Genomic DNA, 19,127 nt, shown 5'->3' with positions numbered 1-19,127 from the left:
ATGAAGGTTTTGATTGATAACTATGATAGTTTTACGTATAACCTATACCAGCAAATCGGGGCGTTTGATCCTGAAATTATCGTGGTCAAAAACGATGAGATTACGCTTGACGACCTTAAGGCAATGCATCCGAGCCATTTGATCCTATCTCCCGGACCTGGTCGTCCGGAAGATTCGGGCATTAGTTTGGCCGCCGCACGCTATTTTGCCAACCGGATTCCCATGTTGGGTGTCTGTATGGGGTTGGAAGTTATTTGCGAGGCGTTGGGCGGTCAGTTGAAATTGGCGAAGACGTTGATGCATGGTAAGTCCGGCCAAGTCACCCTGGATACGACCGATCCCCTGTTCCGCAACTGCCCAACCGAGGCCATGGTGGCACGCTATCACTCACTAGTTTGTGACGGCGATTCACTGCCGGGAATTTTCAACGTGCCGGCTTACTCAGCTGATGGTGACATCATGGCGCTCACGATTCCATCCATGCAGATTTACGGGATGCAATTTCATCCTGAATCGGTAATGACCGAACCGGGCATCGGGGATCAAATGATTCAAAATTTTTTACAGGCGTCCATTGCAAGCGGCGCAACGAACTAAGAATGAGAAAAGTAAAAAAATGAAAAGAAAATGTTGACAAAGTTCTCATAATGTTTTAATGTTTATAGCAACTTAATATTCGTCCACAAAAAACCAATGAGGTGGAGATCAAGATAGCCGTGCCCGCACAGAGAGTTGACGTTGCTGAGAGTTCAATCGAACGCAGACTATTAAATGGACCACCGAGGGTTTTCCCGAAAGGCAGTACGCTGTCGAGTACGGAAAAACGTCGCGGCATACGTCAGTTGCCAGAAATGTGTTTGCATTTCGTAATGGAGAGTAGAGGGTCATAACGTTAAGTTTTCAAGTGCTGCTGAGTTCATCGTTCATTTTTATCAAATGGCGAATGGATTTGGATGCCGGATGACAGGTTACGCTAACCCTCTAAAATAAGGTGGCACCGCGGAAATAAAATCCGTCCTTATAACAAATCTAATTTTGTTATGTGGACGGATTTTTTTGTTGATTGAATTTAAGGAGGCAAACGCGATGCTTATCAAAAAACCAGCCAAACGATGGTGTTTTCCCGTTTAATTAATTGTCACTCAGCCAACTCAAACTAGAAACGGGGAAATTAACCATGATCGAAACAGCAATTAAAAAAGTCGCCAACAACGAAAACCTAACCTTTAACGAAGCCGAAAGCGTGATGGATGAAATCATGAACGGCAAAACGAATGACATTCAAATTTCGTCTTACTTAACCGCCCTGAGCATGAAAAAAGAAACCGTCGCTGAAATTGCCGGAAGTGCTAAAGCAATGCGTGATCATGCCTTACCATTCAACGCCGGTGAAGAAGTGCTTGAAATTGTCGGCACTGGTGGTGACCACGCCAACACCTTCAACATCTCCTCAACGTCAGCGATTGTGGTTGCGGCAGCCGGTGTTCCGGTTGCCAAGCATGGTAACCGAGCTGCGTCATCGAAGAGCGGCGCGGCCGATGTCTTGGAATCGTTAGGAATTAATATCAACCTAGCGCCAGACCAAAGTGAACAACTGTTGCAACAAGTTGGGTTTAGCTTCATGTTTGCACAGGAGTATCACCAAGCAATGCGTTTTGTAATGCCAACCCGCAAAACGCTCGGCATTCGAACCGTCTTTAACATTTTAGGGCCGCTCACCAATCCCGCCCATGCATCGCGTCAGTTGCTCGGGGTTTACGATGAAGCCTTACTGGAACCACTAGCCAACGTGCTGGTTCAGCTGGGGGTTACGGATGCATTAGCCGTTAACGGTCAGGACGGATTGGATGAAATTACCCTGACGGCACCGACGAACGCAATTGAGGTTCGACACGGCCAACTCACTAAATTAACCATTGATCCTCATGATTATGGGTTCGAGTACTGTGAGAAAGCTGATTTAGTGGGAGGGACGCCAGATGAGAACGCGCAGATTACCCGCGATATTTTAGCGGGAGCTAAGGGACCTAAACGTGATGTTGTCCTCCTGAATGCGGGGGTTGCGCTTCACGTTGCCAACCCTGAATTGACGTTCGCTCAGGGCATTGAAAAGGCCGCCGCAATGATCGATAGCGGCGCCGCATTAAATAAACTAAACGAGATTATTACGTTTACCAAAGGAGCGGTCGCATGATTCTGGACGATTTAGTTGCTGCCACAAAAAAACGGGTGGCGGCGAGCAAAGCGACCTTACCACTGACGGTACTGGAACGCGAAGCACGCGCCTTGCCGGTTAGTGAGCAACGGCCCTTTGAAAACCGCTTGAAACAGCCAGGCTTTCACATTATTGCCGAGGTCAAGAAGGCCTCACCTTCCAAAGGATTGATTGCCCCACAGTTTCCCTACCTCACGATTGCGCAAGAATACGATCGGGCTGGCGCAGATGCCATTTCGGTACTGACCGAACCAGATTACTTTCAGGGATCGTTAACCTACCTCAAAGAAATTGCTACAGCGGTGACAACGCCGGTTCTGCGCAAGGATTTCACGGTGGATCCCTACATGATTTACGAGGCTAAGGTGGCCGGTGCGGCCGCCGTTCTCCTGATTGTCAGCATCCTGACCGATGACCAATTACGAAATTATCTGGCACTGGCCGATGAGCTCGGGTTGTCGGCGCTGGTTGAAGCCCATGATGAAACCGAAATTAAACGGGCATTGGCTGCCGGTGCGCGGATTATTGGGGTTAATAACCGGAACTTGAAGACCTTCACGGTGGACTTTAGTAATAGTGAACGACTCCGACAACTGGTGCCTAACGATCGCGTGTTTGTTGCTGAAAGTGGGGTGAAGCAGGCGCGTGATGCTGATGAGCTTCAACAACACAACATTCACGTGTCGCTGATCGGCGAAACACTCATGCGGGCAACAAATAAAACACAACTGATTCATGAATTGAAGGGGATGAAAACGGGTGACCAAGGTTAAAATTTGCGGACTGAGCACGGTTGAAGCGGTCCAAACAGTGAACCAAATTCAAGCTGATCTGGCGGGCTTCGTGTTTGCACCAAGCAAGCGCCAAGTGAACTTTGATCAAGCGCAGCAACTGCGTCAAGTGCTCGAGCCATCGATTGCCGCGGTCGGCGTTTTCGTTACACCAGATCTGGCTTTGATATCACGGTTAGCGCAGGCAGCAGCCATTCAAATTGTGCAGCTTCACGGACCGCAAGATCAGGCCGTTACGGATCGCATTCATCAACTGGGGTTACGTGTTACTCAGGTACTTCACCCAGGGGACACCCTGACGACGACCCCCGATTACGTGATGTTTGACGGCGTTCATCCGGGAAGTGGGCAACGGATTGCCTGGCAAGACATCACCCAAATGCACCAACCGACGTTTCTCGCCGGCGGGTTAACCCCCGCTAACGTTGAGACCGCCATTGAGCGGGTACATCCCGACTTTGTCGATGTAAGCTCGGGAGTTGAAACGAACGGTATTAAAGATCCAACTAAAATAATTGAATTTACACGGAGGGCACATCATGCAGGAAACGAAAACAACAACTACTAATGAAGAAACAGGTCGTTTTGGGGATTTTGGTGGGCAGTACATTCCCGAAACCTTAATGAGCGAAATTGAACGACTGACTGAAGCGTACGACCACTATAAAAACGATCCTGAATTTAAGGCTGAGTTACACGATTTACTCGTTAATTACGCGGGACGGCCATCGCTGTTATACCACGCTAAGCGGATGAGCAAGGATCTGGGGGGCGCACAAATTTACTTTAAGCGTGAAGATCTAAATCATACCGGATCGCATAAAATTAACAACGCCCTCGGGCAGGCCCTACTGGCGAAGAAGATGGGCAAAACCCGTCTGATCGCCGAAACCGGTGCGGGTCAACACGGGGTGGCCACGGCCACCGTCGCCGCACTGTTGGGGATGGAATGTGAAATTTACATGGGGAAGCTGGATACGGAGCGGCAAGCGTTGAACGTTTACCGGATGGAAATGCTGGGTGCTAAGGTTCATCCCATTAGTTCCGGAACTGGGACGTTAAAGGATGCCGTCAATGCGGCACTGCAGGAATGGACACGACGGGTTGACGATACCCACTATCTGATTGGCTCGACGATGGGGCCCCATCCCTTCCCAACGATGGTGCGCGATTTTCAAGCGGTTATCAGTAAGGAAATTAAGGAACAAATCATTAAGGAAGCCGGTAAGCTACCCGATGCAGTGGTTGCCTGCGTTGGTGGGGGAAGTAATGCAATGGGCGCCTTCTACAACTTTATCGACGACCCTGAAGTGCGGTTAATTGGGTGCGAGGCAGCCGGTAAAGGACTAAACACGGAACAACACGCAGCGACCTTGGAAAAGGGTCGCCCTGGGATTTTCCACGGCATGAAGTCCGTCTTTTGTCAGGACGATGATGGTGATATCACGGAAGTTTATTCAATTTCCGCGGGGTTAGATTATCCTGGCATTGGCCCCGAACATGCTTACTTACAAGACATTAAGCGCGCGGAATACGTCGGAATTACCGATGATGAAGCGGTCGACGCCTTTGACTTTATTGCCAAAGAAGAAGGGATTGTGGCGGCCATCGAAAGCTCACACGCCGTTGCCTACGTGAAAAAATTAGCGCCAACGATGCGACCAGATCAAATTATCGTCTGCAACTTATCGGGACGTGGTGATAAAGACGTCGCTGCAATTGCGCGTTATAAGGGGGTAGATATTCATGACTAATTTACAAGCAGCATTTAATGATCCGCAGACACTAGTTGCGTTTACGGTGGCCGGAGATCCTAATATCGACAAAAGTATCGAGTACGTGGTGGCGATGGCGAACGCCGGGGCGGATGTGATTGAACTGGGAATTCCGTTTAGCGATCCGATCGCTGATGGTCCCGTCATTCAAAAGGCGGGCTTACGGGCGTTTGATGCGGGAATCGATACCGACAAAATTTTTGCGATGGTTAGTGAAATTCGGCAGCAAACGGATGTCCCGTTGGTCTTCTTGTCCTACTTGAACAAGCTCTTTGATTATGGGTACGACGCCTTCTTTACCGAATGCGAAAACCGCGGGGTAAGCGGGGTGGTGATTCCCGATCTGTCGTTTGAAGAACGTGGAGAACTAGAAGGTGCCGCCCAAGCGCACAATGTGGCCATCATTCCGTTGGTTGCGCCAACTTCGGGCCATCGCATTGCCAAAATTGTTGCGGGAAGCACCGGCTTTATCTACCTTGTGTCATCGCTGGGCATCACCGGCGTGCGGGACGATAATCAAATGTCTGCCGATTTGAACCAGTTGGTGACCGAGATTAAAAAGTACACGGACGCCCCCGTTGCCGTCGGGTTTGGGATTCATACTGAACAGCAGGTCACACAAATGAATCAGATTGCCGACGGGGCGATTATCGGCTCTGGCATCGTGAAATTGATTGAAGAGGATCCTGAAAATGCGACCGATAAGATTGTGGCGTACGTGAAAGCAATCAAGGCCTAGAAACTACACAAAAATCCGTTCTATACAACCACTAATGGGGTGTGTAGAACGGATTTTTAATGTCAGTGATACTGATACGCCATACAGGGTTAGCTAAATTTTAGGTGAACACTGACCGTTAGGGCCTGAAAGAGTTGTGCCCAGTCGGCTGACTTAAGGTCAATCGAACCTGCTTCGATTTTTCTTAAGTCGCCTTCAGAAAAATCAGGAATAATGTGAGTGACGTCCGTCAGGGTTAGTTGCTGTTTCCGACGGTAGTGTAAAAAATTCCATGATAGTCGATGGTTGAGGGCGAGGTTAAGAATCGGGGTGGGATCTTCGTCGTTAACCACGGCTGCGATAATTTTAGCTGTTGCCTCGGGGGTAACGTCTTTTTTAGCGTGGTCGCGTAAAAAATTCCATTCGCGCCAGGTGAGAACCCCTAAAATTTGATCGTAACGTTCTTTTGCGTCGTGATACGCGTCGCTGCCGAATTCGGCAGCATCGATTGTGGCTTGCCAAAGCTGTAGGTGCGTTAATACATCTTGATAAGTCATATCATCTTCTCCAGTGCTGTGAATTAAGTAATATCGTCTGTGTATATAATTATAATACATAACATAAGTTAAAAAAGATAGATAAACGTGCAACTTATTTAAATCATAAGTAAATTTTAAATTTTGGAATATTTTTGGTGGTTAATTCATGCGAAGGGCTGGCCGTTCGCTGAGGAATATGATAATTTTAAAGCAACGTCATCATGCAGCAAAAACGGTGATTATTTATTTATATAATATGGGGAACATGTGGATAGACTTAAGTGGGCTAAATTAAGGTGGTAGATTGGTTTGATGGGGCAAATAAATCAACAACAAAATAGCGCTGATGGCAGAAGCAATCGCTTGCGAACGTTGAACGAGTATCGCGACGCCATCAACGAATTAATGAGTGAGAACATGCAGACACATCATCGATACGCGGCGCATGCGATCGGTGCCGAGTCGCCCGATTGTACAGGGTGTGCACGCTATCAAATTTTGGTGCAGATTGAAAATATCATTCGGGGATTCATTAACGATGAAATCATGCATAATCAGCACTTGACGTTGACGTCGATGACAGCGGTGCATTACTATTCGGTCGTTGATGAGCGGGGGACACAGCAAATTTATCGGGCCCCGAGCATTGATCGGACGCGGAAATTATTTGCGCTGTACAATGGTACCTACCGAATGATGGGGATACCGGCTCGAATTGACCGCTGCAAGGTCGAAATTATGATTAAATACCTCATTGCTGACACCCACGAAAGCGACCGGCTGGTTCGATCACTCGCTAATGATCATATTTTTGCCGGATTGGTGATTGAAAATGATGATCACCAGTTGATGCGCGTCTTTGAAGATTTAGCAGCTCAGCTTTAAGCGACAATTTTGTGAACAGATTACGCGATTAACAATTAAATCGAATAAAAGCGTCTATTACTTTCTTAGTATTAGACGCTTTTTGATTTTCACTAAAAAAAAGCGTCTTTTTTCGCATGATGTTTACAAATTCATCATATTTTAAGCGTTGGGAGCTTAAATTTCTCGGTTAATGTACTTGTCAGAGTAACAAACGACATGTGAGTTGGAGGAGTTCAAATGAAATTAACACATCAAAATAGCACGCTAATCGTTGATAACCAAACCGTCACCTTTAATCACCGCTTGCTGTTGCAGCAAACAGATGAATCGCCCATCGTTTTTCTGGGGCATGGTGAAGAAACTGTGACCATGTATCGGGGCAACTTTGACATTGATGATCAGGTGGACACGCGATTGGCGCTCACAATCATTAATGCCTACCAAGTCGCGGATAAGCTGGCGCTCGAATTCGGGTTTCAAGATGTTCACTATTTGACACTGGAATTGACGATCGATGATCAGGGCCGTTTAGTAATGATCCCGCAACAAGTGGCGGCGCACTGGAATCGGATTTGGCTCCGACTAGCGGCGACGGCCGATGAAAAAGTTTACGGTGCTGGAGAACAGATGTCCCATTTCAATTTGCGGGGCCGCCACTTTCCGTTGTGGACCTCCGAACCGGGTATCGGGCGGAATAAACACACACTCACGACTTTTAAGGCGGACGCCGACCATGCGGGTGGAGATTATTACACGACCAATTATCCTGAACCGACCTTTGTTTCCACCCATAAATACTACTGTCACACAACTTCTTACGCCTACGCCGATTTTGATTTTCGGCACCCCGATTTTCACGAATTACAGCACTGGCAAGTGCCTACGTCATGGACGTTTGAAACGGCGGAGACCTATGTCGGCCTTATTGAACAATTAACCAGCTTATTAGGACGGCAAGCACCATTACCCGACTGGACGAATCAGGGGCTGGTTGCTGGCTTGCAGGGCGGGACGCCCCGAATTGAAACGCTCAAACGACGGTTTCAAGACCACCACGTTGCGTTGGCGGGTATTTGGGCGCAAGACTGGGAAGGCATTCGCATGACCAGCTTCGGTAAGCGGCTCTTTTGGAACTGGCAGTTCGATGACAACCTCTATCCTGAATTACCGGCGCAGGTGAAGCAATGGCGCCAGGAAGGGCTACGGTTCTTAGGCTATATTAACCCGTACGTGGCGGTCGACTCCCCAATGTTTGCCCAGACGAATCCAGATTACTTTGCGAAAAACAAACGGGGTGAAGTTTACGAAGTAGACTTTGGCGAATTTAATTGTGGCGTCGTTGATTTCACGAACCCGTACGCATTCAAATGGTTTAAATCGGTCATTAAAACGAATCTAATTGATGCCGGGTTTGCGGGCTGGATGGCCGATTTTGGCGAGTATCTTCCAACCGATGTCGTGCTTGCGGACGGCTCTGACCCGATGGTGATGCATAATCAATGGCCGATGCTTTGGGCTAAATGCAACTATGATGCGATTCACGAAGCCGGCAAAGAAGCTGAAATTGTCACCTTTATGCGGGCCGGTGCGACGGGCAGTCAGCGCTATAATCCCCTCCTCTGGGCCGGAGATCAAAGCGTCAATTGGAGTCTTGATGATGGAATTGCTTCCACCATTCCGGCCGCGTTATCAGCCGGGATGACAGGCAACGGCCTGACACACAGTGATATTGGTGGCTATACCAGTATGTACGGTAATCTTCGGACGAAGGAACTTTTTATGCGTTGGGGCGAAATGGCGGCCTTTACGCCGTTCATGCGTAGTCATGAAGGCAACCGGCCGGCCGAAAACTTCCAAGTGTACGACAGTGGCGAAGCACTGGATCACCTCGCGAAGTTTACCCACGTGTTTCAGCGACTCACACCGTACCGCCAAGCGGTAATTAAAGAAGTGGTGGCGCATGGCACGCCAGCACAACGGCCACTCTTTATGCATTACGAGGATGATCCGGAATCCTACAGCATTCAATACGAATACCTCTTTGGCCGTGATTTGCTAGTTGCCCCCGTCTACCAAGCAGAGAAGCTGAAGTGGTCGGTATACCTGCCCGATGATGACTGGGTTAATTTGTGGACCGACGAATCGTTTCGTGGTGGACACCACGAAGTCGATGCGCCACTCGGCCAGATTCCGGTGTTCTACCGGAAACAATCTAGCTATACAGATTTATTTAAAACACTCAAACAAGCTTAACTTATTAGACAGCTTCACGAATTCGTCACACAATTCTTATTTTGTTAGCAAAATGATCACTACTTTTCCATTAGTGATCCATAAACAGACCATAACTATTTAGTAAAACAGACTATGAAAGATTTATTATTCAAATAATGAATCGGTGAATAAAGGAGGGCGAGTAAAAATGGCCTATCAAATTATAAATCCCGCAACGGGAAAAATAGAACAAACTTTTGAACCAGCTGATAATCAACTCATTGAAGCGGCACTGAATCGCAGTGCTACCTATTACCGCACCCAGCGACAAGTCACTTTTCAACAACGGGCCGCACAACTCGCCGAAATTGCTCAGATTTTTCGGGATCATGTGGCGCAATTAGCCTCGGTGGCAGCCACTAACATGGGGAAACGATATCAGGAAGGCATTGGCGAAGCCACAGCGGCGGCCAATATTGCGCAGTACTACGTCGATCACGGCTTAACAGCGTTGACGGCGCGGCAATATACCTACCTCGATGGTAAAAAGGCAGTTTTGCAATACGAAGCGACCGGTACGGTACTCGCGGTGGAACCATGGAACTTTCCGTACACACAAGTGATGCGTGTCTTTGCTCCCAACTTTTTACTCGGAAATCCGGTGATTTTAAAGCATGCGCGAATTGTCGCGGGATGTGCGGACTTGTTCGAACAGTTAGTTTGGGCGGCCAACGTCGATCACGGGGCCTTCCAAAACCTCTTCATTAACAGTGAGCAGGTGGCAACGATGATTGCTGATGCACGAATTCAAGGAGTGGCGTTGACCGGTTCGGCGCAGGCTGGAAGTGCTGTCGCTGCCGAAGCCGGCCGGGCCATGAAAAAATCAACGTTGGAGTTAGGTGGCAACGATGCCTTTATCGTTTTAAAGGGTGCCGATATTGACCAAGCGGTGCTAGATGGCGCGACGTCACGGTTGCGCAATGCCGGTCAGGTTTGCACGTCGGCGAAACGATTTATCGTAGAACGCGATGTGGCCGAGGCCTTTACGACCGGAATGATCGCCCAATTTAGACAGCGGCAACTGGGGGATCCATTAGACGAAACGACCACGTTGGCCCCCATGGCGTCGAAAGCCATGCAATTGAATTTGCAGCACCAAGTAGACGTCGCTGTTGAAAACGGGGCTCAGGTCTTAGTTGAAGGTGGCGCGGTTCTTGATCGGCCAGGCAACTTTTTCAAGCCCGTCTTACTGACTAATTTGACCCCTGACAACCCGATGTACGATGAAGAATTTTTCGGTCCGGTGGGCCAAATTCACGTTGTCGATAATGAAGCTGCAGCGATTAGTTTAGCTAATCGCTCGCAGTTTGGTCTAGCGGGTGCGGTGTATGCCAAAACGGTGACGGCTGCGAAACGCGTGGCGGATCAGCTAGAAACTGGTCAGATTTTCTTAAATCAACCCTCTAACGGCTACCCAGAATTACCGTTTGGCGGTGTTAAAAATTCTGGTTATGGGCGGGAAATGAGTGATTTAGCGTTGTATGAATTTGCCAATCAAAAAATGATTGCGCTGGGATAGAAAGGAGCGACTTACAATGGAGAATCGAGAAGTGGCGGCCGCGACCGCCAAGAATGATGTTGCACCACGAACGTTAACGTTTAAAAATAAAATTGCCTATGCGGTTGGGGATGTTGGAAACAACTTTCTCTTCGATATGGGGCAACTCTACCTACTAAATTATTTTACCGATCAAGTGGGGTTGCCTAGTGCGGCAGCCGGAACGGTGTTTCTAGTGGCGAAGATCTGGGATGCCTTTGCGGATATCTCAGTCGGAACTTGGATTGATAACCGAACCAATATTGGTAAACGGGGGAAATTCCGGCCATTCATTTTGTGGGCCGCGATTCCACTGGGCATGTTGTTGATTGCCAACTTTACGACTCCCAACTTCTCGGTCACCGGTAAGTTATTGTGGGCCTACATTGCCTACATGCTATTCGGAACCTGCTACAGTATTTCCAACGTGCCATTTGGCTCAATGATTCCAACAATGACGCGTAATAGTCAGGAACGTTCCGAACTGGCGTCATATCGTCAGGCCGGCTCTAACTTTGGTTTGATGCTCGCAACGATTGGCTTTATGCCGATTGTGACCGCATTGCCTAATAAAAATATTGGGTACACGGTGGCCGTCGTTGTCTTTGCCATCTTCGGGGTGCTATGCCAGTGGTTCTCATACGCGAACATCAAGGAAAATTATCCGACCCCTGTCAAAAAGAAGGTCAGCAAGGAAGAAATTAAGGCGTCTTACCGGGCGCTATTGAAAAACAAACCGTTACTCGTTGTTAGCCTCGTCAATATCTTTACGTTCTCAGCCTTTAACCTGAAATTGGCCGTGCAAGTTTATTACTGCCAATACATTTTAAAGAATACGACGGCCGAATCATGGCTGGGTTTCTTCAGTATTGGGATGGTCTTCGTTTCCGTCGCCCTGACACCACTTCTGACCAAAAAGTTTGATAAAAAGATGGTCTACATTCTGGGGTGTGCAATCTGGGCCGTTGCCGATATTCTCGGGTTCTTCTTCGCTAATAGTACCTTCATGCTGGTCTTCTTGACGAGTATTGCTTACCTCGGGGATGGCTTTACCAGCGCCCTGAACTGGGCGCTCATCTCAGACTGTGTCGAATACGGCGAATGGCAAAGCGGAATTCGGTCTGAAGGGCTAGTTTATTCCTTCTTTACCTACTTCCGTAAGTTGTCACAGGCGATTGCTGGATTTATCCCCGGCATTGTGTTGGCCTGGGTTGGCTATGTTCCGAACGCGACGCAAACCGCAACCGCATTGATGGGCATTCGGGGCCTGATGTTTATCTATTCAGCTGTGCTCGCGGTTGCCACGATTGGGGTCATGCTTTGGCTGTACCCATTGACGGAAAAGCGGTACAAGAAGATTGTTGCAGACTTGACGGTTCGGCGGCAAAACAAGCAATTAGCGCCTGAATACGTAGTTTCGGACTAGCAAAGGGGAGTTTAACGATGAAATATTTTTTAGATAGTGCCAAATTAGATGAAATTAAAATTGCTTATGAACAATATGGTTTTGATGGGGTGACAACTAATCCCAAGCACATTATGAACAGCGGGAAGTCCTTTAAACAAGCGATTACGGACATTGCTAACTACGTGGTTGATAAGCCAGATTTTCCGGTCTCAGTGGAGATTAATCCCCACTTAGAAACGGCACCTGAAATGGTGGCGATGGCGAAAGAAATTAGTGCGCTCTCGCCAAACTTTGTAATCAAGGTGCCGACCAATCAGCAGGGTATTATTGCTGCCCGGCAACTGGAACAGCAAGGGGTGCGGACGAACATGACGTTAGTCTTCTCGCCGGCCCAGTCGATTATGCCCGGTAAAATTCATGCCAAGTACGTCTCACCATTTGTGGGATGGAAGGAAGATTACGGGGATGACGGCTTAGCCTACGTTAAAGACATTGTGGATCTTTATCACCGGTATGATTTTGACACTGAAATTATTGTTGCCGCGATTCGAACGGCTAAGCAGCTCCAGCAGGCGGCCATTTACGGGGCGGATATCGTTACGTGTGCGCTGTCTGTGTACGAAGCTAGCTTCAGTAATCCGTATACCGACCTCGGATTGAAGACCTTTCAAGACGCCTGGGATCATACCAAGGGTGCTCAGTAACCCGAGTGAGTCACACGAATTGACAGGTGACGAGCCACGCTTCCTGTGGGCTCATTGGGCCAGCAGGCAAAGTCGCAGCAGAACTTTTGTGAATCGAAAAAGGAGGAGGGGAACCATGACAACCTTAGAAAAAATTCAACAAGCTAATCCATCTTTAACCATTCATTCGGTATTTGATGACACGTTTGCCCTTTACGGACAGGTCATCACACTACCTCATCAGGATGAATTAAATCAAAATCTAACGACGTTAACCACTATTCCGGCCACTCAAAACCAGTACGTTCGTGATGCCCCAACCCTGTTAGCAGAGGTTAAGAAAGCGGCGATTGCACGCGAATTTTACGGGGAACAGCCGATTGAAATTGGCTACTGCAACGGCAACAGTGATCATTTGAACGCGTTTGAATGGCATAATTGCTCGGAGCTGAATCTGGCAGCGACTGATATGATTTTATTTTTGGCACACCGACGAGATTTAAACGGGACGACGATTACGACAGATCGGGCGCAAGCCTTCTTTGTTCCGCAAGGGACGGCGATCGAAGTTTATCCGACGACGCTGCATTTTGCGCCATGCCGGGTGTGGCAAGCTGGGTTTAAGTGCTTGGTGATCCTAACCGAGCGGACAAACACGCCACTAGCATCTGGGCATGCCGCAGACGAGACCCTGTTCCAATACAATAAGTGGCTGATTACCCATGCTGAAAATGAACGCATGGTCACTAACGGGGCCCTGATCGGGGTGACCGGAACGAACCTGATGATTAAGACAATTGATTAAGCAATCCAAGGAGGACTGACGATGAGTAACTTATTATATTTACCAGTTGTGCGGCGCAAATTTGATGCCGCGACGGCTGAACAAATCATGCAAACTACGCTTAAGAAACTCGCAGATTATGACCTCATTGCGCCTAAAGAGGCGCTGGGTGATCCGTCTGAACTAGGTGATTTTCTCAGCTCGATTCAAAACGAATCCGTGGCCGGCATTATTTTCCATAATACGACCTTTACGGATGCGGAGTTTATTCAAATGGTGCACCGGTACTATCCGACGACGCCCATTTTGTTACTGGCACCGTGTGAACCCAGCATTCACGGTTGGCTACGTCTGAATGCATTGACCGGCATTATTAGTTCGGGTAATTATCTGGTAAGCCAACACCATGATTTTGAGCATATTTACGGTAATCCAGATGAGCCGGCGGTCGCCCACAAAATTGCTTCGTTTGCTAAAGCAGTTCAGATTAAGGCCGATTTGAATGATTTGAATATTGGCGTGGTGGGGACCTATCCACCGGGATTCTTTTTCTCTGATGCGGATGCTGCAGAATTGAAACACCATTTTGGAACGACATTGAAGCACTACGAAATTGATACCGCCTTTGATCAGGCGGCTGCATTGACACCCGACCAGTATCAAGACCAGCTCGACTACGCGATCGCGCACTTTGAAGGGTTGGATGCTGACGGGGATGAGACGATCCGGTTTGTGAAGTTTGCGACGCTCATGCGGCAATACCAGCAACGTGATCAGCTTGGTGCCTTGGCCTCCCGTTGCTGGCCAGACTTTTTTGACAAGTATCATAGTGCTCCCGGAGCGGTATGGTCACAACTTAGCGACCAACAACTCCCGACGGCGATGGAATGTGATATTCATGGCGCCCTTTCGATGTACATTTTGCAACAAATGACGCAACAACGTGATGCAGTATTTTTGGGCGATCTATCCAGCATGGATCTAAGTGATAATACCTTAACCACGTGGCACGATTACGGGGCCTATTCGCTAGCCAACCCGAAGTATGGGGTTGAGGCGAGTGTTCATCCTAATCGCAAGGTTCCCGTTAGTCCCCAAATGGTTTTGAAACCGGGCGAAGTGACCTTCTTACGAGTTCACTACAACGCCGATGGCTACCAGTTGATCGTGACTAAGGGGACGGTACTAGATACGGAAGCCCAGTTTAATGGGGCTTCTGGTCGGGTTCAAATGGATCAGCCGGTCGCAACGCTGGTCGATCAGTTTGTAGAACACGGCTACGAATCCCACTTTGCCGTCGTCTACGGTGACTATGTGGCTGATATTGTGGCCCTAGGCAAACTGTTAAAAATTGAGACCGTTGTATACTAATTGAAAAAACTCTCCTGACAGGCACTTGACGGTGTCCGTTCAGGGGAGTTTTTAGTCGAGATAGCGTTTTTGTAAATCACGCATGTTTTGCGGTGTGATTCCGAGGTAGGCTCTCAGATAGTGACGAATACTACCGTAGTCGTGATCGATAATTTGCAGGGCGGTACCGATGTAATCGGGGGAGACGCTCATTAAGGAGAGGGTGTTTTGAGCAAAGGCCGGTGATTTCCCGGCCTGAGTGATTTTTTTAACGACCCCGTCAAGGAGCGCTTGGTTGACTTGATTGGTTAACAGATAGTCGTTGATCGAGGTTTGACGATCCACGTTGAGTGCGGACAACAGCAAGATGGCGCCCATCCCCGTCCGGTCCTTTCCCGCGGTGCAATGGAAGAGAACGGCACTTTCGGGGTCACTGTCGAGTAACAGGTCAAAGAAGTATTGGTAGGCCGCTTTGGCTTTACTGGCCGTTACCATTTCGCGGTAGACCTGCAACATGTGGTGATAGCCAGCCTGAGGATCATCTGAAAATTCCGCTTCAATTTCTTCTTGGCTATGGGAAGCATCGGTGCGATCGGTCTGGAAGACGGATAGCTGGTGATAGGTGGCGGTGACTGGGACGTGATCGGGCTGCGCCTTAATTTCACCAGGGGCCCGAAAGTCCACGTCGAGGGTGATGTTGAGACTGGCTAATAGGTCCAGATCGGGTTGGTCCAGCGTGTTAAGGTGACCCGAACGAATGAGCCGGTGCCATTTGACCGTGTGACCGTCCACTGTGCGATAGCCACCTAAATCGCGAAAGTTCCGTCCGTTTTTTATTGGTAACAGCCGATTAGTTGTCATGAGATGCCCGCCTTTACTTTGATTTCTACCTATTCATTGTAGTCAACCTTGCGGAAAAATACTAGATATAGGGTCGCAATACTTGTGCTAACCGGCGTCCGGCGATATCTGAACCGTGCTGATCGGGGTGGAGACGATCGGTGTAGGTAAGGGCCCAGTCGGCGGTTTCGATGAGCGTGATTGAAGGCAGCTCATGAATGACCGCTCGAAAAACGGGGGCAAAGACTTGTGCGAAGGGCACCATGACCATGATGGGCGCGGCAAAACAGTCTTGAACCTGATGTAAGAAGGACCGCAGGACACTCTCGAAATCGTCAGCGAAGTATTGCCGGTCGTTGACCCCGAGGTTAATCACCACTAAATCGGTAGCCGTGGGCTGCCAAACAGTGTCTTGGTCAAGATGGGTCAGAAATTGAGGGGCTGCGGGGACATGACCGGTGCCGCCGCGGATGATGCCGGCGGCCGAGTAGGCAATGCGACAGCTATCGCACGCTAAGTGATCACTACACTGGGCGGCATAGTTAGTGTCGGCCGCGTAATCTTGAGCCGGTCGTCTTCCGTGGACCCAGCACCCAGCGGTAATCGAATCACCAATCCAAGTGAGATGCGGTCGTGGTGGGGTGGGCTGAATCTGGGCGGTTGCGTCAGTGGTGATGGACTGCAGGGCAAACCCTTCCTGTTCCAGCCACACATTATCGAGATCGGTGTTGCCAACCGTCATGATTTCAATCACGTGGTGGGCTGCGGTAAAATGGATGGTGGCGGGCATGTGGTTGGTCGCAAAGTGTTGCCACGAGTGATCATCCACGCGGATGCCGATGACCTGCGCGGCACCAAAGGGATTGCCATTATTGAAGAAATTCACGGTCAACGTGGTGGCTCGTTGAATTTGAAAGCGGAGCGTACTGCCCAGGTTGGTCGTGTAGAGGGTGTCAACCCCGTGACAGGGTTTGAGTTTCCAGCGGCCGAGAAGTCTAGTGTGGGTCGTAAGCAGGGCGGCAGATAAAGTTTGAGTGAGCATAGTTAAGTTTCCATTCTTTTCGTTAATTATTGGTTAAGATCGACGGAGATTCGATTAATTTACGATTAAGGCCCCCCGGTGTTAATGGTGAAATGGTAAAATAGGAGCATCATTTAGGAGGTACAAAATCATGAAGCTTATCAAACGCTTAGCGTTAGTGATGGTGACATTATTATTAGCAGCAATCGTGGTGCCCGCAGTAACGGCGCACGCGGATACGACGACCACTTCTTCTTCAGATACTACTGATGAATCAAGTAGCAGTCAAGCGGTCCAAACGAAAGCCCTGTCGAGTGCGTACGTGGTGTACGGAGCTGGGGTGGCCCAAAGCGATCGTTCGTCGATTGGCAGTGCGCTTGGAATCAGCGACAATTACAAGACGCTGACGTCAACGGCGAGCGATTACAATCAATATATTGGTAACGGGACAACGTCGGATGCCGCGATGATTAGCTCGGTTTCCATTGCACCGGCTGATCCGGGAACGGGTGTGAAGGTCAACATCGTCAAATACGATGGAAACAGCAACATTACCAAGGTTACTGCACAACAGTATGCGATGGTGGCTACCATGGCCGGGGTCAATGATGTGATCATTACCGTGACGGCCAATAAGGCGGTTTCTGGTGAAGCTGCTCTGGCCGGGGTATACAAGGCGTTGGCTACGGACGGGATTCAACTGAGTTCGGAAAATACGTCTGCGGCGAACAGCGTGTTGGAAGCGACCCAACCAGCGATCGATGCTAACAGTGATGACAGCAAGTATCCTGGGAAATTAATGGCCGCAGTGGGGTCAGTTTCTAAGGAACTAGCTCAGCAACGGCAAGATGACAATGATTATGCAACCAAGGCCGAAGTCCAAGAAATGTTGGCCAAGGCGTTGAAGAAGTACGGCATTGATGACAGTACCCCATCTAGTTCCCAGACAACGATTGTGAACGCGTTGATTCAGGTGCAAAAAGCACCGGTATCGTCATCGAAGACGTATATTAGTAACGTTACAAACGTGACAAAGTCGGTGAAAAATAGTGTTGGGAGTGCCATGGCTAAGTTGAGTGACTTTGCGAACAGTTCGGATGGCAAGGCGCTAATGGCCAAGTACGGTAACCTCTTCCAAAGAACATGGGCGAAGATTGTGGCGTTTGTAGAAGGACTCTTTAATTAAAATTGTAAAAGTGTGGCGAAGAGCTACATGCTAGATGTTAAAAGCGCTAATCACCTGAATTTGGTGGTTAGCGCTTTGGTGTTGCTTGCGAGAAAATTGGTTGCCATTGGGCACTAGCAACCGATGTGGTTGAAGTCACAGAATTAGGCAAAAGGTTTTTGAAAACAAATGCGGTTGCAAAATGATTATTTACCTCGTATAACAAATGTAATATCAATCAAACTGATCGATTGGAGTGGTAAAAATGCAGTACAAAACAATTCAAGTACAGGGATTAAATATTTTTTATCGGGAAGCGGGAGCGGCAGATGCGCCGACAATGTTGTTGCTACACGGTTTTCCTTCCGCTAGTCATATGTTTCGAGATTTAATGCCGCGGCTGGCAGATCGCTATCATTTGATTGCACCCGATTTTCCTGGATTTGGTCAATCAAGTGCGCCAGATCATGAACAATTTGAATATTCATTTGATCATATTTCTGAAATCATTGAGACGTTTATGATCAATTTAAATGATACTTTCTTCTATATGTACGTATTTGATTATGGAGCACCAATTGGGTTTCGGATAGCTTTACGTCATCCAGATTGGATTCGAGGCATTATCAGTCAAAATGGGAATATTTATGAAGAAGGCTTGGGAGAAAAATGGGCACAAAGAAAAGATTTTTGGCAGAATCCAACGCCCACTAAACGTGATGTTTACCGGTCTGCGTTTGCACCAGCGACGATTAAGGGGCAATATCAAACAGGAACACAAGCGAATCAGGTATCTCCAGATGGTTATACACTCGATATTGCGTATACGCATAGTGAGGGATATGCACAACGTCAATTGGATTTGATTTTTGATTATCAAAATAATATTAAATTATATCCGCAATTTCAAGCTTATTTGCGCCGTTATCAACCACAATTACTAGCGGTATGGGGAAAGAATGATCCGTCTTTTATTTATCCGGGCGCGTTAGCGTTTCAGCGTGATGATAATAATGTACAAGTTAACTTATTGGATTCGGGCCATTTTGCACTGGAAACCCATGCAGCAGAAGTTGCGGTATTAATTAAAAAGTTTTTTTGAATTTTAGTGTAAAAATTAACGTAAAAAGTAACCAGTAAAAATGATTTCGTGCTATCAT

General features: G+C 48.3%; 18 protein-coding genes. 15 read left to right on the top strand and 3 right to left on the bottom strand.

What is annotated here, in order from left to right; all coding sequences use genetic code 11:
* The 6 genes from FC26_RS04040 to trpA all read left to right on the top strand — a co-directional run bounded on the left by FC26_RS04040 (position 1) and on the right by trpA (position 5,520).
* Positions 1–597: an anthranilate synthase component II gene (locus FC26_RS04040; RefSeq protein ID WP_057778042.1), complete on the top strand. Its 597-nt coding sequence runs from the start codon at positions 1–3 to the stop codon at positions 595–597.
* A 580-nt stretch (positions 598–1,177) separates the two neighbouring features.
* Complete coding sequence (gene trpD / locus FC26_RS04035; protein WP_057778040.1) at positions 1,178–2,194, top strand: anthranilate phosphoribosyltransferase; 1,017 nt, start codon at positions 1,178–1,180, stop codon at positions 2,192–2,194.
* The gene (gene trpC, locus FC26_RS04030) at positions 2,191–2,988 is read left to right on the top strand and encodes an indole-3-glycerol phosphate synthase TrpC (RefSeq protein WP_057778039.1); all 798 of its coding nucleotides are present in this window, start codon (positions 2,191–2,193) and stop codon (positions 2,986–2,988) included. The genes trpD and trpC overlap by 4 nt, the downstream gene beginning before the upstream one ends.
* Positions 2,975–3,574 (top strand): phosphoribosylanthranilate isomerase, encoded by a 600-nt coding sequence (locus tag FC26_RS04025; protein ID WP_057778037.1) that lies wholly within the window; start codon positions 2,975–2,977, stop codon positions 3,572–3,574. Before trpC ends, FC26_RS04025 begins: the two co-directional genes overlap by 14 nt.
* A complete protein-coding gene (gene trpB, locus FC26_RS04020) occupies positions 3,546–4,760 on the top strand; it encodes a tryptophan synthase subunit beta (protein ID WP_057778035.1) in 1,215 nt (404 codons plus the stop codon). The genes FC26_RS04025 and trpB overlap by 29 nt, the downstream gene beginning before the upstream one ends.
* Positions 4,753–5,520 (top strand): tryptophan synthase subunit alpha, encoded by a 768-nt coding sequence (gene trpA / locus FC26_RS04015; RefSeq protein ID WP_057778033.1) that lies wholly within the window; start codon positions 4,753–4,755, stop codon positions 5,518–5,520. Before trpB ends, trpA begins: the two co-directional genes overlap by 8 nt.
* Before the next feature lie 89 nt (positions 5,521–5,609).
* On the opposite strand, the gene FC26_RS04010 is transcribed toward trpA, so the two are convergent.
* Positions 5,610–6,056: a hypothetical protein gene (locus FC26_RS04010; RefSeq protein WP_057778032.1), complete on the bottom strand. Its 447-nt coding sequence runs from the start codon at positions 6,054–6,056 to the stop codon at positions 5,610–5,612.
* Positions 6,057–6,350: 294 nt separating this feature from the next.
* Here FC26_RS04010 and FC26_RS04005 point away from each other — a divergent pair, with 294 nt between their 5' ends.
* The 7 genes from FC26_RS04005 (at position 6,351) to FC26_RS03975 (ending at position 14,962) form a co-directional block, all read left to right on the top strand.
* Positions 6,351–6,923 carry a hypothetical protein gene (locus tag FC26_RS04005; RefSeq protein ID WP_057778029.1) on the top strand — a complete coding sequence of 191 codons (573 nt, stop codon included), beginning with the start codon at positions 6,351–6,353 and terminating at the stop codon, positions 6,921–6,923.
* 219 nt (positions 6,924–7,142) lie between these two features.
* Positions 7,143–9,158, top strand: coding sequence for an alpha-glucosidase (locus FC26_RS04000; protein WP_057778027.1), 2,016 nt, complete (start codon positions 7,143–7,145; stop codon positions 9,156–9,158).
* 169 nt (positions 9,159–9,327) lie between these two features.
* Complete coding sequence (locus tag FC26_RS03995; RefSeq protein WP_057778025.1) at positions 9,328–10,698, top strand: aldehyde dehydrogenase family protein; 1,371 nt, start codon at positions 9,328–9,330, stop codon at positions 10,696–10,698.
* Positions 10,699–10,714: 16 nt separating this feature from the next.
* Complete coding sequence (locus FC26_RS03990; RefSeq protein WP_057778023.1) at positions 10,715–12,142, top strand: glycoside-pentoside-hexuronide (GPH):cation symporter; 1,428 nt, start codon at positions 10,715–10,717, stop codon at positions 12,140–12,142.
* A gap of 17 nt (positions 12,143–12,159) precedes the next feature.
* Positions 12,160–12,828, top strand: a complete 669-nt coding sequence (locus FC26_RS03985; RefSeq protein ID WP_057778022.1) for a transaldolase family protein — start codon at positions 12,160–12,162, stop codon at positions 12,826–12,828.
* A gap of 115 nt (positions 12,829–12,943) precedes the next feature.
* On the top strand, positions 12,944–13,612 hold the full coding sequence (locus tag FC26_RS03980) for a DUF4867 family protein (RefSeq protein ID WP_057778019.1): 669 nt from the start codon (positions 12,944–12,946) through the stop codon (positions 13,610–13,612).
* A 21-nt stretch (positions 13,613–13,633) separates the two neighbouring features.
* Positions 13,634–14,962, top strand: a complete 1,329-nt coding sequence (locus FC26_RS03975) for a hypothetical protein (RefSeq protein WP_057778017.1) — start codon at positions 13,634–13,636, stop codon at positions 14,960–14,962.
* A gap of 51 nt (positions 14,963–15,013) precedes the next feature.
* Here FC26_RS03975 and FC26_RS03970 read toward each other — a convergent pair whose 3' ends face one another.
* Both FC26_RS03970 and FC26_RS03965 read right to left on the bottom strand, forming a co-directional pair.
* Complete coding sequence (locus FC26_RS03970; RefSeq protein WP_057778015.1) at positions 15,014–15,802, bottom strand: tyrosine-protein phosphatase; 789 nt, start codon at positions 15,800–15,802, stop codon at positions 15,014–15,016.
* A 61-nt stretch (positions 15,803–15,863) separates the two neighbouring features.
* On the bottom strand, positions 15,864–16,823 hold the full coding sequence (locus FC26_RS03965) for a GDSL-type esterase/lipase family protein (protein WP_057778012.1): 960 nt from the start codon (positions 16,821–16,823) through the stop codon (positions 15,864–15,866).
* Positions 16,824–16,953: 130 nt separating this feature from the next.
* Between FC26_RS03965 and FC26_RS03960 the strand changes: the two genes are divergently transcribed.
* Together FC26_RS03960 and FC26_RS03955 are read left to right on the top strand one after the other, a co-directional pair.
* Entirely contained in the window at positions 16,954–17,988 is a 1,035-nt protein-coding gene (locus tag FC26_RS03960; RefSeq protein WP_057778010.1) for a DUF1002 domain-containing protein, read from the top strand.
* Between the two features lie 244 nt (positions 17,989–18,232).
* Complete coding sequence (locus tag FC26_RS03955; RefSeq protein ID WP_057778008.1) at positions 18,233–19,069, top strand: alpha/beta fold hydrolase; 837 nt, start codon at positions 18,233–18,235, stop codon at positions 19,067–19,069.
* Positions 19,070–19,127 lie beyond the last annotated feature (58 nt).

The sequence above is a fragment of the Paucilactobacillus vaccinostercus DSM 20634 genome (assembly GCF_001436295.1).
Taxonomy (GTDB): Bacteria; Bacillota; Bacilli; order Lactobacillales; family Lactobacillaceae; genus Paucilactobacillus; species Paucilactobacillus vaccinostercus.
The sequence above is the reverse complement of the archived record's forward strand: the minus strand, read 5'-3'. Positions and strand labels throughout refer to the sequence as shown.

Coding starts and splice junctions, on each gene's coding strand:
- FC26_RS04040 (WP_057778042.1), top strand. CDS start 1: ATGAAGGTTTTGATTGATAACTATGATAGTTTTACGTATAACCTATAC.
- trpD (WP_057778040.1), top strand. CDS start 1,178: ATGATCGAAACAGCAATTAAAAAAGTCGCCAACAACGAAAACCTAACC.
- trpC (WP_057778039.1), top strand. CDS start 2,191: ATGATTCTGGACGATTTAGTTGCTGCCACAAAAAAACGGGTGGCGGCG.
- trpB (WP_057778035.1), top strand. CDS start 3,546: ATGCAGGAAACGAAAACAACAACTACTAATGAAGAAACAGGTCGTTTT.
- trpA (WP_057778033.1), top strand. CDS start 4,753: ATGACTAATTTACAAGCAGCATTTAATGATCCGCAGACACTAGTTGCG.
- FC26_RS04010 (WP_057778032.1), bottom strand. CDS start 6,056: ATGACTTATCAAGATGTATTAACGCACCTACAGCTTTGGCAAGCCACA.
- FC26_RS04005 (WP_057778029.1), top strand. CDS start 6,351: ATGGGGCAAATAAATCAACAACAAAATAGCGCTGATGGCAGAAGCAAT.
- FC26_RS04000 (WP_057778027.1), top strand. CDS start 7,143: ATGAAATTAACACATCAAAATAGCACGCTAATCGTTGATAACCAAACC.
- FC26_RS03995 (WP_057778025.1), top strand. CDS start 9,328: ATGGCCTATCAAATTATAAATCCCGCAACGGGAAAAATAGAACAAACT.
- FC26_RS03990 (WP_057778023.1), top strand. CDS start 10,715: ATGGAGAATCGAGAAGTGGCGGCCGCGACCGCCAAGAATGATGTTGCA.
- FC26_RS03985 (WP_057778022.1), top strand. CDS start 12,160: ATGAAATATTTTTTAGATAGTGCCAAATTAGATGAAATTAAAATTGCT.
- FC26_RS03980 (WP_057778019.1), top strand. CDS start 12,944: ATGACAACCTTAGAAAAAATTCAACAAGCTAATCCATCTTTAACCATT.
- FC26_RS03975 (WP_057778017.1), top strand. CDS start 13,634: ATGAGTAACTTATTATATTTACCAGTTGTGCGGCGCAAATTTGATGCC.
- FC26_RS03970 (WP_057778015.1), bottom strand. CDS start 15,802: ATGACAACTAATCGGCTGTTACCAATAAAAAACGGACGGAACTTTCGC.
- FC26_RS03965 (WP_057778012.1), bottom strand. CDS start 16,823: ATGCTCACTCAAACTTTATCTGCCGCCCTGCTTACGACCCACACTAGA.
- FC26_RS03960 (WP_057778010.1), top strand. CDS start 16,954: ATGAAGCTTATCAAACGCTTAGCGTTAGTGATGGTGACATTATTATTA.
- FC26_RS03955 (WP_057778008.1), top strand. CDS start 18,233: ATGCAGTACAAAACAATTCAAGTACAGGGATTAAATATTTTTTATCGG.